This window comes from Paenibacillus sp. YIM B09110, from assembly GCF_037167145.1.
Taxonomy (GTDB): domain Bacteria; phylum Bacillota; class Bacilli; order Paenibacillales; family Paenibacillaceae; genus Pristimantibacillus.
Genome location: NZ_JBANSP010000001.1, coordinates 497003 through 513140, shown reverse-complemented (window position 1 = coordinate 513140; position 16138 = coordinate 497003). Strand labels below are relative to the sequence as shown.

Below are 16138 nucleotides of genomic sequence, written 5' to 3'. Positions count from 1 at the left end.
AGAGTAGAAAAAGGGAGGAAACAAATGTGAAGAAGGTATTATCCATCATTGTTGCTACCGTAATGTTAATGACTCTTATCGCAGCATGCAGCAACAACTCGGGCGAAGGTTCTTCGAATGGCCAGGGTGAAGGCGCAGGGGGCAAACAGAAATATGCCATCATATTCAAAAATACGGGCAACCCTTACGGCGAGAAAGAAATGGATGGCTACAAGAAAGCGATTGAAGAGCTTGGCTACGAAGCGATCTTGAAGGCGCCTGATCAGCCGACTGCCGAAGCGCAGATTACGATGATCGATGAGCTAATTTCGCAGAAAGTGAATTCCATTGCCATTGTCGGCAACGATCCCGATGCGCTTCAGCCAGCGCTGGAGAAAGCGATGAAAGCCGGCATTAAAGTGCTGTCGCTCGACTCCGCGGTTAACGCGAAGAGCCGTCTCGTCCATATCAATCAAGCCGATCCGGAACGTATTGGCCGCACGCTCATTCAAGGTGTGGTAGAGATGATAGGCGGTTCAGGCGAGATCGCAATCTTGAGCGCGACATCGCAAGCAACGAACCAGAACACATGGATCGAATGGATGAAGAAGGAACTGGAAGATCCGAAGTACGCGGATGTTAAGCTTGTGAAGGTAGCTTACGGCGACGACCTGCGCGATAAGAGCGTATCCGAGACGGAAGCGCTGCTGAAGTCGTACCCGAACCTGAAGGGCATTATTGCGCCGACGACGGTAGGTATCGCAGCGGCAGGCAAAGTGCTTACGGACAAAGGATTGAAAGGCAAGGTACAGTTGACTGGCCTTGGACTGCCGAGCGAGATGGCGGAATACATTGAGACAGGTATCTGCCAATGGATGTACCTGTGGAATCCGATCGATGTAGGTTACTTGGCTGGCTATGCGGCAGACGGTCTTGTTAATGGCAAAATTACGGGCAAAGTCGGAGAGAAAGTTACCGCAGGCGAGCTAGGAGAGAAAGAAATCGTACAAGACGGAGACGGCACGCAAATTATGCTTGGCGATCCGTTCAAATTCGATGCAAGCAATATCGCGGAATGGAAAACCGTTTATTAATAGGAGCAAGATGAATCGATATACTTTCCTATATTTCAAAGAACAGGCTGCAGAGGCAGCCTGTTTTTTTTCATGCGGGGATGTCTAAGATGCGTATAATTGCATTTCGTCGAACTAATATAGAAAGGTTGCCGACAAGGTCGCATTTAGTTGCGTTTCGTCAAACTAATCAGCCTTAGTGTACCCTGGACGCTAAAACCGCCTCATTAGTTTCCTGAAATCAAACTAAATGAGGCGATATATGCGAAAACGATGTATTAGTTGCTCAAAATGCAACTATCGAACGGTGCCCGACGTTGATGCCCGCTGGGTGGGCTGCAATCCCACGCTCGTTCAGCAAATTAGCTTGCAAAAAAATGGTTTCCTCAGCGTATATGATCTGCTATGATAGGATGGCAACAACTTATTAAATGCGTTTAATAAGTGTCGTGATAGAAAGCGGTGATCCATATGAACGAGTTGCTTGCGACTCCAGAAGAGACAAAGAAAACGATTTTGCGCGGAATACGCTCCACTTTGTTGGCGCTTGGAAGTGCCACAAAGGCAGAACTGAGCGATAAGCTGCGATTAAGCTTTCCGACCATCAGCAAGTTTCTGACCCAGATGGAGCGGGACGGGGAGCTGCTGGCCGTCGGTCTTGACGATTCCAGCGGCGGAAGAAGAGCGCAGCGATATGCGTATAATCCGGAGCATATGCTTGGACTGGCGATTTTTCTAGAACGAACAGAGACGAACTACATGATCTTTAACTGCATAGGCGAAGTGAAGGAACAGGGGCAAACGTCCAGCTTCCTGCTTGCTGATATCGAGAGTCTGACTCTCCGGATCGAGGAGATCGTGCGCAGCGAGCCGCGAATTAAGTCACTGTCCATCGGCGTGCCGGCTTCGGTGCGGAATGGCCGGCTTATTTACATCCCCGGCTATACGCAGTTTCAGGATTTTGATCTGAAAAAGCATTTCGAGGATCGTTTATCCATCCCGGTCGTCGTAGAGAACGATATGAACGCGGCTGTGCTTGGTTACAACGATAATGGGGGAGTGAAGGATGAGGGATCATCCTTGGTCTACTTGTACCTCGGCAACAACGGCCCTGGTGCCGGTATTATGATGAATGGCGAACTGGTGCGGGGCAGCTCCTATTTCTCGGGGGAAGTATCCTTTGTACCTCAGTATGATAAAAGCAACTTCCTGCAAGCTTTGGATAAGGGGAGCGGCTTGGAGACGGAAGAGGAGCGGGAAACAGCAAGATTAGATGCGATTAGTCGGCTTGTTGCGGCGTTCTCGGCGATTCTTAACCCGCATGCGATCATTTTCTGCGATGACGAAGTAAATGAAGCGATGATTAGCCGCATTGCGGCAAGCAGCGCGGCATTTATTCCAGCGGAGCATCTCCCTAAGCTCGCGGCAAGCGATTGGCGGCAAGATTATTTGTACGGCTTGCAGCACTTAGGACTTGATCTTATGATTTCAAGAACTAAAGGATAATAGACAACAGGAGAAGAAAACAATATGGCTACGATATTTTTGATCATTATTTATTTGGCTTTCATCAGCTTGGGATTGCCTGATTCCTTGCTCGGCGCATCATGGCCGATTATGCAGAAGGAGTTTGGAGCGCCGCTTGAAACGGCCGGCTTCATTTTTATGGTCATAGCGGCATGTACGATCGTGTCCAGCCTTATTAGCGGGACGGTGCTGCGACGATTCGGCACGGGCAAAGTAACGCTTGTCAGCTGCATCATGACAGCTGGCGCCCTGCTTGGCTTCGCCGTATCTCCATCGCTTGTATGGTTAATGCTGTGCGCGATACCGCTCGGAATAGGCGGAGGTTCGGTAGACGCCGGGCTGAACAACTACGTAGCAGCCCATTACAAGGCGCATCATATGAGCTGGTTGCATTGCTTTTGGGGAGTAGGGGCAACGCTTGGTCCAATCATTATGGCTCCCTTTATCGCTGGGCAGAATGAATGGAGACAAGGGTACTTTACGGTTGCTGGCATTCAATTCGTACTCGTAATCATCCTCTTTGTTACATTGCCATTGTGGAAACGCGCAGGCAAGGACGGTATTGAAGCGTCTCATGAAGAAGCAGATCATGCAATGGCGGAGGAGAATGAAGAAGGCGACGCTCCGGTTAAGCCGCTGCAGGTAAAGGGAGTGAAGCTGGGACTGCTTTCCTTCCTGTTTTATTGCGCAGTGGAATCAACGATGGGTCTATGGGGAGCCAGCTTTTTAGTTAATGTGAAGGACATGACCGCGGCATCGGCGGCGCAATGGGTTTCTTTATTTTACGCAGGCATCACGATTGGCAGGTTTATAACCGGCTTCATCACATTCAAGATAAGTAACCGTATGCTCATCCGGGTAGGGCAGACAGCCGCTGTAATCGGTGCGGCGCTCATGTTCCTGCCGCTTCCGACGATGTTCTCGCTTGCGGGATTTATGATCGTAGGCCTCGGTCTTGCGCCAATCTATCCATGCATGCTGCACGAGACGCCTGAACGATTCGGGAAGAAGCATTCCCAGACGATTATGGGCTACCAAATGGCCGTAGCCTATACGGGAAGTACCTTCATGCCTCCGCTGCTCGGGTTTCTGGCCGCATACGCGACAATCGGAATTTTCCCTGCATATATCGCCATCAGCGCTCTAGCGATGCTGTTATTCTCGGAGCGGTTGAACGTTATGCTGAAGAAGAAACGCTACGCTAGAGCGAATAACCGTAATAGTATCACCACGTAGGCATGAAACATAATTTGTTGCTAAGTCGTCTTTGTAATCAGGGGGTGGCTTCATGCTGAAATTCAGAACGATAAGTATCGTTGTTCTTCTCTTGTCAGCTTTGACCTTCGCGGGCTGTGCATCGAATCATAACGAATCGATCTTGCCATCGGATGAGCCGAAGCCGAAGCAGGAAGAAGACAATCTGGCGATCGAAGGGAAAAGCGTTGCAACGAGGGTCGTCGCAAGTGAGAAGGTGTTACCTGCCAACTTTCAAGAAGTTTTATCAAGAAGAGAAATCGCGCCGCATTACGAATATATGGCGACGAAATCAACAGATGAAACGCAATTTGAGAAGGCTTGGAGCTACTATAGGTTCGAGGAGAAGCAGCCTGAAGTGAACCATGACCAAAACGATACCTATTTCATCGGCGTTCACGAATCGGGAACTTGCCCATACGAGACGGGCGAAGTTTCGCTTCGCGCAGACGGACAGGCGCTCGTTGTCATGCTGGTAAGTACAGGCAGCTATTGCACGGCAGATGCAAGGCCAAGGACGTTCGTGATCGAGCTTAATAAGGAGCAATCGAAGGCTATCAGAGAAGTCGTCATTATCGAGAGTGATACCGAGACGATCGTTCCGTTATCTGACGTGACCAGTTAGCCGCTTACGCTAATATTTATATGCTGATTCAGCCGCCTGTTAAAGGGCGGTTTTTTTTATGACAGGTCAAGAATTCACGATTATCGGCTCGACTAACATTCGATACTGCCCCGGCGTGACACCGATCTCGCGTTTGAATAAGCTGCAAAATTGCGCATCGGTAGAAAAGCCGCATTCCATCGCGATGACCGACACCTGAAGCGGGGAATGGAGCAGCAACGTCTTCGCACGCTCCAGCCTGCGGAGCAGAATATATTGAGTAGGCGAGACGCCTAGCTTCTCCTTGAAGAGATGGCGGAAGCGGTCATAGCTATAGCCGTATTGCGCGGCCAGCGATTGCAGATCGACCTTCTGCAGTGAATATTCATCGATGTACGCTTGCGCGTAACGTATAATATCTCCGCGATCATCCGTTTCCTCGGAAGGATGCGTGCGGAATAGCTCTATGAATAGCTCGGATGCTATCGTATTTAACATCTGCTTATACATACTTCTTTTGTTTTGAAGCCCAAAGTCGAGTTTATGCAGCAAGTGAAGGATGGGTCTCGACGGCGCATCACGATATACTCCCTCGACAAGCGGCGGCGAATCGCTGCTAATAAGACCGGTGAACATCACATGCAGCTGCGACGTTGCGCGCTCCTCATGGACCGTGCAAGGAGCGATAATGGCGTAATCTCCCGAGGAGAAGATATATTGCTCTTGGCCAATCCTCGTTGTTCCATGTCCGTTCACATAATAAACAAGTTCATAACAGGGATGGTAATGCGGTCCGATAAACTCCTGTTTGGCGCGTATAGCCTGATAAAAAAAATCAAACGACACTGTCATAGATCGTTTCTCCTGTCTACGTCCGAATTAGCCAATTCGTGATAGATCGTAACCTGTTAATACTACTGCCGTTGCCCAAATATTCGTAGAATGAGATCAGTATACCATAGCTGGATGAGATCGTTCATGATACGAATGGAGGTTGCAATGATGCAAAAAAATTTCCCCGACTTATCTACGGAACAACGAGTACGGAAGCTCGAATGGCCAAGCGGCAAGGTGAAAATGGTGCTCGACACCGACACGTTCAACGAAATCGACGACCAATTCGCGGTCATCTATTCCTTGCTGTCGCCTGAACGGATACAATTGCAAGCGCTTTATGCCGCTCCGTTCTATAATGACCTGTCCACGGGACCAAAGGACGGCATGGAGAAGAGCTATCATGAAATTATTCGCATCCTGAAGTTGATGGACCGTGAAGACGTGCCCGTCTACCGTGGCTCGGACAGCTATCTGCCGGAGGCGCATAAGCCCGTAATCAGCGATGCGGCGAATGATCTCGTCCGTCGTGCGATGGCTTGCGACCCGAGTGATCCGCTCTACGTCGTGGGTATCGGGGCGATATCGAATATCGCCAGCGCGATTTTGCTAGAGCCGTCCATCATCGAAAGAATCGTTGTCGTCTGGCTTGGCGGACATGCGCTGGAATGGCCGGATACGAGAGAGTTCAACCTGCAGCAGGACTTGCATGCATCCAGAATCGTATTCGATTGCGGCGTTCCGCTCGTTGTCATACCGTGCATGGGCGTCGCTTCCAACTTGCGGACGACGTTATCGGAAGTGAGGGATTATGTAAGACCGTCCGGCGCAGTCGGCGAGTACCTCTACGAAACCTATCTCAATTGCAAGGAAGATCACTACGGCTACTCGAGGGTGATCTGGGATATTTCCGTCGTCGCTTGGCTTGTTCAACCCGAGTGGGTTCCATCGCACTTGATTCAGAGTCCCCGCATATCGGACGACTATCGCTGGAGTTTCGATACGACAAGACATTTGATCCGCTACGCCTCCTATATCGATCGCGATGCCGTGTTCAGCGATTTGTTCAGGAAGCTGGAGCTGGCCAGCCGGAAATGAAGAGAAAGGGCGGTGCAGGCGCTTACCTGTACCGCCCTTCCTCGAAGGTCTATTATCGCTACGTACGAACCGGCTGCTTCTCGATTGCGGCCACCGTGGCATTAATACGGCGGATGAGCTCGGGATCGAATTTATGCTGACGCTCGTAAGTGAGAAGGCCGTTAACTTCCTGCTCGACATCATAAAGCTGCGTATAGCAAAAAGCGCAAATATAAGGGTTTTCCAACAGTGCCAGCGTCAAGCCTTCATAACGGCTAAGGAATTCCTCCTCCGTACGCGGACGGTTGCCATAGCCCCAGCTCTTCTGATCGGTCTGACCCGGATTCCACCAAATGCCGCCGTACTCGCTCACGAAGTATGGCTGGCCTTCGTATTTCTGGCGGTCCGGGAAGGTAACATACCGGTCTCCGCCGCTCCGCATCGTTTCGTAATGCTTGGCAAATTCGATTGGATCCTGATCATAGTCATGAACGTCGAATATATCGGTAACGACATGGAAGTTGCCGCTTGTATCAATAACCGGACGAGTAGCATCGAGCGACTTCGTCACTTGATAAGTGATGCGAAGCACCTCGTCATTTTGGCGGGTTCCGTGCGGACCATCCCATGTTTCATTGAACGGGCACCAGCCCACGAGAGCGGGACTGTTATAGTCGCGTTTAACAATTTCAATCCACTCCGGCAAAAATTGCTGCAGCCCTTTTGCCGTCGATATATCAAGTCCCCAGTTCGCATGCTCTCCCCAAACGATGTAACCCAATTGGTCGGCCCAATACAAGAAGCGCGCTTCAAATACTTTCTCGTGAAGGCGTGCGCCGTTAAAGCCCAGGCTCATGGACAATTCAATGTCTCTCTTCAAATGTTCATCCGTAGGAGCTGTATAAATCCCTTCCGGGTAAAAACCTTGGTCCAGCACCAAACGTTGGAATACAGGTTTGCCGTTAATGAGGATCGCGTTATTGTCCCATTTCACGGAGCGCAGGCCGAAATAGCTTGTTACCGCATCGATTGTTTTGCCGTTATGCTGGATTAACAACGTAAGGTCGTAAAGGTTCGGCGAACCGATTTGCCATAAATGGCTTTCCGATAGTTGTACCGTTAAGCGTCCTTGTTTGCCATTCACGACAGCAGATTGCCTGCCTACCGTTTGGCCGCCGAATTGCGCTTCCACAGCAAAGGTGAGGCCATCGGCCCCGATGAATTCGCCTTCGACATGCAGTGCTTGATTGTCGGCATCGGGAGTCAGCTTGAACGACTGAATATACTGCTGGGGCACTGACTCCAGCCACACGGTCTGCCAGATTCCCGTTGTTCTCGTATAGTCGCATCCATGCGAATGATACATGCTCGATTGCTTGCCGCGAGGCTGAAGTCCGGACCGCACATCGTCTTCTGCGCATACGGTCAATACGTTGGTGCCGGCATGAAGCAGATGCGTGATCTCCAGCGAAAAGGAGGCGTAACCGCCGCGATGCGTGCCGGCGGATTTGCCGTTCACCCAAACCTCGGTTTCGTAGTCAACCGCTCCAAAATGCAGCAGGATGCGGTTGCCCTCCCATTCAGTTGGAACTTGGATTGCCTTGCGATACCAGACGGCAGGCATGAAGTCCTTATTCTCGATGCCCGACAGCTTGCTCTCCGGACAGAAAGGAACGATGATTTTGTTCTTTAACGCGGAAGCTTCGAACAGATTGCGATGTTTCCCGCTTTTGCCATGATCGATTTCAAACTCCCATTCGCCGTTCAAGTTCAGCCACTCGGAGCGGACCATCTGCGGTCGCGGATATTCGGGTCGGGGTATGGAATAATTGGTTGCTGACATCATAATCCTCCTCAAATTAAATAATTAATTTAAAAGTTAATATAAAACTGCGAATTAAATGGTTACCACTTAAAATGAGTATAAATAAACGATTGTATAGCTGTCAATCAGCAAGTTTTAAGCAAACTACGTTTATATGATTAACTTTAATGTTAATTTAATTAAATGCAACTGAACATGTGCCCATTCTGCAAAAGAGCAATCTTATATTAAACCTTATTTGAAGGCCGATGTAAATCGGAAAATAGGTAGGTATTCCCTATAAACCCTTGAATTACTTGAAATGGCTTCGCCTCAAGGACGGCATAGGAGTATTTCTCCATTTCCTGGCGATTAACGGATATATCCGTTGCCGATTGGACTTTGTAAACCCTTTCTTCATGAATTAAGATGGAAAAAGTTTATAGATTTGTAGGGGGAGGGATTCGAATTAGTCCGGTTAAGCGTTACTTGGTTTGGGCCAAACCGTATTGGGGGACGATCGGCTTTATCATTCTGCTAGGCATCATTCAATTTATCGCGCCGCTCTCTGCTCCGATTTATACGCAAATTTTAATCGACGACGTGCTCGCCGGAGAAGGCGGGGTGGGGCTCTATTCAATCATAGGCATCATGCTCGCTATTTTGCTGATCGGCGTAATCGTCAATTTTGGCAGACATTACTACTCGGCCATTCTTGGCAACCGGATGATGAAGGATCTTCGGGACCAGCTCTACTATCATCTGCAAAAGATGCCCGTAAGCTTCTACGACCAACGGCAGGTAGGCGGTATCTCCTCCAGAGTCATTCATGATATCGGGGGCGCGCAAAACTTGATTGGCGGAGGTATTATTAACCTCGTGCTCGATTTGTTAATGGTCCTTTTTGCAGGATTTCTACTATTTCGAATGAATCCCTTCTTAGCAATATTGTCCCTTGCCATCTTGCCTTTCTACTATTTGTCCTTTACGAATATGAATGTTCATATTCGTCTGGCATGGCGTTCCGTCCATAGACAGATGGAGCGCATATCGGGAACGCTTGTCGAGCGGATGGCGGGCGTTCGAATCGTGCAGGCGTTCAACGGCGAGCGCCAGGAACGAGAGCGGTTCGGCAAGCAAGGGAAGCAGCACTACAAGCTTACGTTGTCGGCCCATTTCTTCTCTAACATATTAGGAAGACTCAGCGAGACCTTTGCCCATATCGGAGGCGTTATGATCTGGCTTGTCGGCGGAAGCCTAGTGCTGGCCGGCAAAATGACGGCAGGCGAAATCATTGCTTTTCAGATGTTACTGGGCAATTTGTACGGTCCCATTCAACGCTTCGCGGACGTGAACGTAACGATTCAGAACTCGATTACGAATATCGAGCGAATCTTCGAGGTGCTGGACGAGAAACCCGCAATCGTAGAGTCGGAGAAGGCGCTGCCGATGCCGGCTTGCGCGGGGCATGTCGTGTTCATTAACGCTTCTTACAACTATATGACCCGGAACGTTACTTTCCAGCAGCCGGGAGGCGGAACGAACAACCCGGATTTGATTGAACGGGAACTTGCGCCGAAACGATTTTTTTGGAAGCCCACGAACGTGAATCCGCTCCCGCCGGAAATTTCATATGAAGAAAGGCAGGGCATCAAGGAAATTACGTTCGAAGCGAAATCCGGCGAAGTGATTGCGCTTGTCGGACCGAGCGGAGCCGGCAAGTCGACGTTGATTAATTTGATACCTAGATTCTATGACGCAACCGAAGGCGCAGTCATTATCGATGGCAACGATGTGCGTGATTACAAGCTGGACGATCTTCGCCGGCATATCGCTTTAGTGCTGCAGGACAATATTTTATTCTCCGGATCGATTAGAGAAAATCTTGTTTACGGCAGGCCTGAAGCGACCGAAGAAGAAGTTATCGCGGCTTCGCTGGCAGCAAACGCCGATGCATTCATTCGAGAATTTCAAGATGGCTACGATACGATCATTGGCGAGAGAGGCATGCGCCTGTCGGGAGGACAGAAGCAAAGGCTGGCGATCGCGAGAGCCATTCTGAAGGATCCGAAAATATTGATTTTGGACGAAGCGACCTCCGCACTCGATTCGGAATCGGAAGCCATGGTGACGGAAGCGCTTGAGCGCCTGATGGAAGGAAGAACGACGTTCATCATCGCCCATCGACTCGCAACTGTCGTACGCGCCAACCAAATACTCGTCATCGATCATGGGGAAATTGTACAGAGAGGCAGTCATCGCGCGCTGCTTCGCGAAGGCGGGCTCTACCGCAAGCTTTACGAGCAGCAGCTAAAGGCGATGAAGCCGGAAGAATTGACAGGTCTGGCTCAATAGACAAGATAGAAAGCCTGAAGGGGAGCAGCCCTTCAGGCTTTTTTTATTCATAGTCCCCATACACTATAGGGAAGACATTGTAACCGTATGGGGGGATCCAAGATGGTTGTAACGCCAGACGTGCCAGATCTGCCATATAAATGGGTCAAAGGCTGCAAAATGTTCGAGTTGATTGCCGAGCCGGTCGAACGAGAGCTGTTGCCGGGGCTGTTCATGAAAGGTTGGGGCTATAACGGCTCGCTGCCTGGACCAACGATACGGGTTGTACAAGGCGATTGGGTCATTATTCGTGTCTATAATCGGTTGCCCGAAGCGACAAGCGTTCATTGGCATGGTCTTGATGTACCGAATGGGATGGACGGCGTGCCTTGCGTGGAGCCTTCACCCAAGATCGAGCCTGGCCATTATTTTGATTATACGTTTCAAGTAACGAATCCGCCGGGCACGCATATGTATCACAGTCATTATGAAACGATTATTCAAGAGCTAATGGGATTATGCGGCGCTTTTATTATCGAGGATCCGACTGAACGCCGCTTTGGATGCGACTATTTCATTATGCTTCAGGAATTTCATCTTGTCGGCCTGCCCAAAGGGGAGCTAAAGACGGGTTCATATGAGGTTGCTCCGTTAATGGACGGGTTTAATTTTTTTACGATGAACGGCCGCTGCTATCCGCATGTGACGCCTCTTGCGGTTAAGTATGGGGAATATGTACGTATTCGGCTTGGCAGCATCGGCATGAACGCTCATCCGATCCATCTTCACGGCCATCAGTTTTGGGTTACGGCAGCGGATGGCAATCCGATTCAGCGAAACGCGCAATGGAGGAGAAATACGATCGCGGTAGCTAGCGGTACGACTTACGATATCGAATTTGCAGCCAATAATCCTGGTGTGTGGCCGTTACATTGCCATATGCCGCATCATACGTCGAATAATTTTACGAAGCAAACGGGCGGGATGTTTACGACATTAATATATGTCGGGGAAGTGCCCAACGGTAGCTAGCCGCACGAGCACGCCCCAACCGCTCAACAATGCTGAAGTTTTACATGAATGAATTCTCTAATTGACGACGTCGATTAATCGCCATGGCGAATCCTTAGCCGATCGCTGAAAGGTGAAGGAGTAGGCGGTGTTGCGCTCGGGCACCTTCTTCGTCACTATCGTAATCGGTAGCGTCACTTGGGCGGATAAGGCGGCTTGCTCGGAGGAATCCGAATGAAGCCCGCCTCCTTCACTCTTCTTCCGAAGCGGTTCTTTGATTGACACGAGAGTCGCCATTAACTCGACCCATTTCGTCACTTCCGCTTCCGGCATCTCCTTGGCAAGCTGCCTCAGCATATGCTCGTCTTGATGATTTAATACGACAACGAATAACTTGGCGAGCGAAGCAGGGGAAGCGGCGTCGAACAAAGCTTGCAGCTCTCCCCCTGCCTTATGCACCATAAGCTGATGGGCCAAGTCCGGAAATTCCGACTTATGCGTGCTGCTGCCGAGAAAATGGATGCAGAAGTGGCCGGAGAAGCCGTTCTCCGGTATGCCGTCTCCGCCATGCGGCATGCCGTTCATGGATGCCGCAATCCAGCCTTGCTCGGATTGGACGAGAACAGCCTTGCGCTTCCAGCTCCAGCTGCCGCCGTAAATTTGCTTCATCGTTGCCGTATCGGCTTTCGTTAGAGGCTGTACGTCGGCATGATCGCTGCCGGCTCGGCGCTGTACGCGGAATGATAAGCCCGATTCGAGATCGGTCACGGCAAAGATGCTTTTGTTAGGGAGCGTCTGCTTCACTGAGTCCCAGGATGTCATACCGCCGTAATGGTGCTTGCGCAGACCTTCGGCAAGCCGCAGCAGCATGTCCGAACTGCCCGATGGCAGCAGCAGCCTTGCGTGCGAATCCTCTCGCCAAAGATTGCCTGTCTCCTCCATCCGGTAATGCACGGGATTACCTTCCTGCTCCAGCTGCACTTTAACTTCGACATCAGGCACAAGCACGACTTTCTCCGCCGACTCGACCTTCGACTGTTTTAATGCCTTCGTGAGCTCAGCGCTGCTTATATCGAGCGTGCTCTCCAAAGCAGCCTGCCGGCTGGCACGAACCGCAATCGTTAACGATGCGGATGCTTGCGCTTTTTTACCTGCATAACCAAGTGCCTCGCCGGGAGCCGACACAACTGCAAGCAGCAACGCAAGCAGAACGGCAGCAGTCCCTATAGATATCGCTAATCGCGAAGTAAATGTCGCTTGTCTCATCCTATGCTGCCTCCGTTCCTCTTCATAAATGTCCGTATTTAGAATCGGCTGCGAGGCTCTTATTTATGTGACGAGTCATTATGCATGAAGAGCCGTTTTTTTCACCATACTATGTCGGATAAATAGCTATGAGGGGGAGCATACAATTGTTGTACCAAATGGCTTTAGCTATTCTGATGCTTTTTCAACCTGTTAATATTGCGGAACATTATATGTCCGATACAGGCTTACAGGCCGAGCGGCAAGCGCCTTTGTCTATCGAGCGTCATGGCCAACAAGTTAAGGAGGCAAGGAGCTCGGAGTATACACATCCATTGCCCGGCGTACCGATCGTGAATGAATCGAAGTTTATTTCGCTTATGGATGAAGTGGACAAGCGCACCTTCACCCCGCCTGTCGATGCATCGCTTGACGGATGGGGCGGAATCGTTCCGGAGAAGACGGGTTACAAACTTGATCGAGCCTTATTTCAAGAGCAATTTTATGGCTACATTTTCGAAGGGGCAAACTTCACCTTGGAAGTCCCCATGCAGCCGGTCTATCCACGTGTTGACAGTGAATTGATGTCCTCTATTCGGGTTAAGCAAATCGGACTATATACGACGTATTACAATAGCCGCAACAAAAACCGTTCGCATAACATCCAGCTTGCAGCCAATGCGATTAACAACCGCGTCGTATTCCCGAACGAAAATTTCTCGTTCAATGAAACGGTCGGCAAGCGCACCGAAACTAAAGGCTATATGCGCGCGCCTGTCATCGTAAGGGGAGAGGTATCGGAAGGAATCGGCGGCGGCATCTGCCAAATCTCTTCCACGCTGTTCAACGCCGCCGATCGGGCTGGACTGCAGATCGTGAACCGTTACTCACATAGCCGCAATGTTACTTATGTGCCGCCTGGCCGCGACGCGACGGTAAGCTGGCAGGGACCCGACTTTGTTTTTAAAAACAGGTATAACGAGCCGATTCTGATCCGCGCATATGCAAGGAACGGAACGGTCAGCATCATGATCTATTCCTCGGATACCGTCAACGACAAGCCGCGCGAGGTGCCGAGCGCTTCCAAGAAGCTGCCGCAGGAAATTATGACTGAGTTGAACACGGTTGGCCATTGAGTCGAGAAGAGTGAATTCATTCCTGGAAGGTTGTCCTTCGAAAGGCGTGCAGCTGCATGGCGCGATATCGGGACAACCTTTTTTATTTTGGTATTGACGACTTGTGATGAAAACGCTTATAATCCAGTTAAACGATTACGTAAACGATTACCTAAGGGGACAAAGACATACCGATGAGCATTAAGGAAGTGGCTAAACGAGCCAATGTATCTACCGCCACCGTATCCCATGTGATCAACGGAACCCGTTACGTCGCCAACGAGACGAAGATGAGAGTGCTTGAGGTCATGAAGGAATTAAAGTATCAGCCGAACAGCGTCGCGCGAAGCTTGCGGAGCAAGCAGTCCAAGATTATCGGGCTGATGGTGCCGATTATGCCGGGCGATACGGCGAGCTTCTTCTTCATGTCCATTGCGCAAGGGATTGAAAACGTTCTTACGGAGAAGGGCTACAGCTTGATCCTAAGCAATACGAAGGACGATACTGCAACCGAACAGGCGCAAGTGAAGATGTTCAATTCTCAATTGATCGACGGGCTGATCATGGCTCCGACCTACGAGGAGCACTCGTACTTGGATACGCTGAGAACAGGCGATTATCCAGTCGTCTTCATCGACCGCAAGCCAACTGAAGCTCAAGGCGACTGCGTGTTGACCGAAGGAGCGAGAGGGGCATACGAGGCAGTTGCCCATCTAATCGGCAAGGGGCATGAACGAATCGGCTTCATCACCGGCTCGCTGGGGTTAACGACAAGCGACGAACGGTTAGCGGGTTATAAACAAGCATTGTCGGATAACGGACTGACAATCGAGGAACAATTAATACAGGTAGCGGATTCCACCAATTCCAGCTTTGACAGCGGATATCGGCTGACGCAGACGCTCATTAATAATCATCGGATAACTGCCCTATTCGTAGCGAACAACGTCATGACAATGGGAGCGCTCCATTATCTGCAGGAAAATAACATTGCCGTTCCGGACGATATCGCTATTATCGGCTTCGACGATTATGAATGGGCCAGAGTAACAAGGCCGGCATTGTCCATGGTCAAACAGCCATCTTTCGAGCTTGGAGAGGCTGCCGCGAATATTTTGCTGGAGCGGATCGAGAATCCCGATGCGGATTACAAGGAAGTAAGGCTTCCGACCGAGCTTGTCATAAGAGGTTCTTCTTAAACGAAGAACCTAATCTAGTCTTTTTAACGATAAAGCTGAAAACTATAAGTATTACGTAATCGTTTACGCAAACGATTACGTGTGAGAGGGTGGGTGCAAACGACTTATGAAGAAATCTGATAACACCGCTGCTTTGCCGCAAGGCATGCATCGTCCGACCAACAAGCAGGGCAATCGATTATGGCCGAAGATCAGGCAAAACTACGAGCTGTACTTGTTCATTTTGCCGGCGGTCTTATTGTATCTCGTATTTAAGTATTACCCGATGTACGGCGTTCAAATCGCTTTCAAAGATTTTCGCGCAAGCAAAGGGATTTGGGGCAGCGAATGGGTAGGCTTCGAGCATTTTCAGCGATTTTTCGAGGCGTATAACTTCTGGCCGATCATGGAAAACACGCTGCTCCTAAGCGTATACTCGCTCGTTTTCAGCTTCCCGGTCCCGATACTCGTCGCGCTGATGCTCAATCAGATGATGGCGAAGCGGTACAAGAAGTTCGTGCAAACCGTTATCTATGCACCGCATTTTATTTCCACCGTCGTATTGATCGGCATGCTGAACGTCTTTCTATCTCCGAACAGCGGGCTCGTCAATCACGTCATCGCTTTCTTTGGCGGGGATCCAATCCTGTTCATGGCCGACGAAGGCTGGTTCCGACCGCTGTACGTATTGTCCGGCATATGGCAAGAGACCGGCTTCGCAACGATTATCTACTTGGCCGCGCTGGCCGGCGTCAACCCCGAGCTGCACGAGGCGGCGATTATGGACGGGGCGAGCAAGTGGAAGCGGGTCAAGCACGTCGATATCCCTAGTATTATGCCGACGATCATCATTCTAATGGTGCTCGCGGTCGGCAACATTATGAGCATCGGCTTCGAGAAGGCCTATCTCATGCAAAGCGACCTGAACTATGCGACCTCTAATATTATTCCGACTTACGTGTACGAACTCGGGATACAGAAGGCGCAGTACAGCTTCTCTGCGGCAATCGGTCTATTCAATTCAATCATCAACGTCGTACTGCTTGTAACCGTGAACCGTGTAGCCAAGAAGCTTACGGAAACGAGCTTATGGTAAGGAGGCT

Annotated in this window: 13 protein-coding genes; 10 read left to right on the top strand and 3 right to left on the bottom strand. The window is 50.2% G+C overall.

All coding sequences use genetic code 11. The annotated features are described in order from the left end of the window. Nucleotides 1-26 precede the first annotated feature (26 nt). The 4 genes from rhaS to V8F51_RS02230 all read left to right on the top strand — a co-directional run bounded on the left by rhaS (nt 27) and on the right by V8F51_RS02230 (nt 4458). On the top strand, nt 27-1073 hold the full coding sequence (gene rhaS / locus V8F51_RS02245) for a rhamnose ABC transporter substrate-binding protein (RefSeq protein ID WP_337098406.1): 1047 nt from the start codon (nt 27-29) through the stop codon (nt 1071-1073). A 450-nt stretch (nt 1074-1523) separates the two neighbouring features. Continuing rightward, nucleotides 1524-2558, top strand: coding sequence for an ROK family transcriptional regulator (locus V8F51_RS02240; protein WP_337098405.1), 1035 nt, complete (start codon nt 1524-1526; stop codon nt 2556-2558). Nucleotides 2559-2582: 24 nt separating this feature from the next. After that, nucleotides 2583-3815, top strand: coding sequence for an MFS transporter (locus V8F51_RS02235; RefSeq protein WP_337098404.1), 1233 nt, complete (start codon nt 2583-2585; stop codon nt 3813-3815). Between the two features lie 52 nt (nt 3816-3867). Next, on the top strand, nt 3868-4458 hold the full coding sequence (locus V8F51_RS02230) for a hypothetical protein (protein ID WP_337098403.1): 591 nt from the start codon (nt 3868-3870) through the stop codon (nt 4456-4458). A gap of 66 nt (nt 4459-4524) precedes the next feature. On the opposite strand, the gene V8F51_RS02225 is transcribed toward V8F51_RS02230, so the two are convergent. Further along, nucleotides 4525-5289, bottom strand: coding sequence for a helix-turn-helix transcriptional regulator (locus tag V8F51_RS02225; RefSeq protein WP_337098402.1), 765 nt, complete (start codon nt 5287-5289; stop codon nt 4525-4527). Between the two features lie 150 nt (nt 5290-5439). On the opposite strand from V8F51_RS02225, the gene V8F51_RS02220 reads away from it, so the two are divergent. Continuing rightward, nucleotides 5440-6369 (top strand): nucleoside hydrolase, encoded by a 930-nt coding sequence (locus tag V8F51_RS02220; RefSeq protein WP_337098401.1) that lies wholly within the window; start codon nt 5440-5442, stop codon nt 6367-6369. A 58-nt stretch (nt 6370-6427) separates the two neighbouring features. Here the strand turns inward: V8F51_RS02220 and V8F51_RS02215 are convergent, their stop codons facing one another. Continuing rightward, the gene (locus V8F51_RS02215; protein ID WP_337098400.1) at nt 6428-8191 is read right to left on the bottom strand and encodes a glycoside hydrolase family 2 protein; all 1764 of its coding nucleotides are present in this window, start codon (nt 8189-8191) and stop codon (nt 6428-6430) included. Between the two features lie 390 nt (nt 8192-8581). On the opposite strand from V8F51_RS02215, the gene V8F51_RS02210 reads away from it, so the two are divergent. Continuing rightward, complete coding sequence (locus tag V8F51_RS02210) at nt 8582-10507, top strand: ABC transporter ATP-binding protein (protein WP_337098399.1); 1926 nt, start codon at nt 8582-8584, stop codon at nt 10505-10507. Nucleotides 10508-10609: 102 nt separating this feature from the next. Then, nucleotides 10610-11518 (top strand): multicopper oxidase family protein, encoded by a 909-nt coding sequence (locus tag V8F51_RS02205; RefSeq protein ID WP_337098398.1) that lies wholly within the window; start codon nt 10610-10612, stop codon nt 11516-11518. A 57-nt stretch (nt 11519-11575) separates the two neighbouring features. Here the strand turns inward: V8F51_RS02205 and V8F51_RS02200 are convergent, their stop codons facing one another. Continuing rightward, a complete protein-coding gene (locus V8F51_RS02200; RefSeq protein WP_337098397.1) occupies nt 11576-12763 on the bottom strand; it encodes a hypothetical protein in 1188 nt (395 codons plus the stop codon). Nucleotides 12764-12909: 146 nt separating this feature from the next. Here V8F51_RS02200 and V8F51_RS02195 point away from each other — a divergent pair, with 146 nt between their 5' ends. From V8F51_RS02195 to V8F51_RS02185, 3 genes are all read left to right on the top strand, one after another. Then, nucleotides 12910-13878 carry a VanW family protein gene (locus V8F51_RS02195; protein ID WP_337098396.1) on the top strand — a complete coding sequence of 323 codons (969 nt, stop codon included), beginning with the start codon at nt 12910-12912 and terminating at the stop codon, nt 13876-13878. A gap of 173 nt (nt 13879-14051) precedes the next feature. Continuing rightward, nucleotides 14052-15056 (top strand): LacI family DNA-binding transcriptional regulator, encoded by a 1005-nt coding sequence (locus V8F51_RS02190; RefSeq protein ID WP_337098395.1) that lies wholly within the window; start codon nt 14052-14054, stop codon nt 15054-15056. Between the two features lie 145 nt (nt 15057-15201). After that, the gene (locus V8F51_RS02185) at nt 15202-16131 is read left to right on the top strand and encodes an ABC transporter permease (RefSeq protein WP_337098437.1); all 930 of its coding nucleotides are present in this window, start codon (nt 15202-15204) and stop codon (nt 16129-16131) included. Nucleotides 16132-16138 lie beyond the last annotated feature (7 nt).

Excerpts from the sequence above, each read along its gene's own strand:
- V8F51_RS02240 (WP_337098405.1), top strand. The coding sequence starts at position 1,524 with ATGAACGAGTTGCTTGCGACTCCAGAAGAGACAAAGAAAACGATTTTG.
- V8F51_RS02235 (WP_337098404.1), top strand. The coding sequence starts at position 2,583 with ATGGCTACGATATTTTTGATCATTATTTATTTGGCTTTCATCAGCTTG.
- V8F51_RS02230 (WP_337098403.1), top strand. The coding sequence starts at position 3,868 with ATGCTGAAATTCAGAACGATAAGTATCGTTGTTCTTCTCTTGTCAGCT.
- V8F51_RS02225 (WP_337098402.1), bottom strand. The coding sequence starts at position 5,289 with ATGACAGTGTCGTTTGATTTTTTTTATCAGGCTATACGCGCCAAACAG.
- V8F51_RS02220 (WP_337098401.1), top strand. The coding sequence starts at position 5,440 with ATGCAAAAAAATTTCCCCGACTTATCTACGGAACAACGAGTACGGAAG.
- V8F51_RS02215 (WP_337098400.1), bottom strand. The coding sequence starts at position 8,191 with ATGTCAGCAACCAATTATTCCATACCCCGACCCGAATATCCGCGACCG.
- V8F51_RS02210 (WP_337098399.1), top strand. The coding sequence starts at position 8,582 with ATGGAAAAAGTTTATAGATTTGTAGGGGGAGGGATTCGAATTAGTCCG.
- V8F51_RS02205 (WP_337098398.1), top strand. The coding sequence starts at position 10,610 with ATGGTTGTAACGCCAGACGTGCCAGATCTGCCATATAAATGGGTCAAA.
- V8F51_RS02200 (WP_337098397.1), bottom strand. The coding sequence starts at position 12,763 with ATGAGACAAGCGACATTTACTTCGCGATTAGCGATATCTATAGGGACT.
- V8F51_RS02190 (WP_337098395.1), top strand. The coding sequence starts at position 14,052 with ATGAGCATTAAGGAAGTGGCTAAACGAGCCAATGTATCTACCGCCACC.
- V8F51_RS02185 (WP_337098437.1), top strand. The coding sequence starts at position 15,202 with ATGCATCGTCCGACCAACAAGCAGGGCAATCGATTATGGCCGAAGATC.